This is a genomic window from Mesorhizobium sp. M5C.F.Ca.ET.164.01.1.1 (genome assembly GCF_004792125.1).
GTDB classification, from domain to species: domain Bacteria; phylum Pseudomonadota; class Alphaproteobacteria; order Rhizobiales; family Rhizobiaceae; genus Mesorhizobium; species Mesorhizobium wenxiniae.
Genome location: NZ_SRTG01000071.1, coordinates 1 through 531 on the forward strand (window position 1 = coordinate 1; position 531 = coordinate 531).

The window sequence follows — 531 nt, forward strand, 5'->3', positions numbered from 1 at the left end:
ATCGGCGGGATGGACCGCCAGACCTTGCGGGACTGGGCACACCGGTTCAACGAAGCCGGGCCGGATGGGCTTCTGGATTCGTGGTCGGATGGCCCACATCACGGCTTTTGCCCAAGCAACCGGCAGAGCTGGCCGAGATTGTCGAAACGGGCGTGATCCTGCCGTTGACGGCGTGGTGCGGTGGCGCCGCGTCGATCTCCAGCGGGTCATCAAGGAGCGCTTCGGCGTCGAGTGCTGAAGAGGCTGGGCTTCTCGCACATGAGCGCCCGGCCTCGTCACCCCGCGCAGGATGCCGACACAGTCAAAGAGTGTAAAAAAAATTCCCGCGCACACTGAAGGCCCATCTGGTGGACCTGCCGAAAGGCACACGGGGGGATGGTTTCAAGACAAAGCCCGCATCGGCCATAAGAACGGCTTGGTCCGTCAATGGGCAAGACGTGGCAGGCGTCCCCGACAGCACGTGCCGGAGAACATCACGCCGATCTTCCTGCCGTCGCGATCCCCCGAACTGAGCCCGGTGGAAAACCTCTG

At 63.3% G+C, this 531-nt stretch carries 1 pseudogene; it reads left to right on the top strand.

The window, feature by feature from the left end:
• Positions 1 to 531 (top strand): annotated as a pseudogene (locus EN807_RS37165) (winged helix-turn-helix domain-containing protein); the annotation flags it as partial.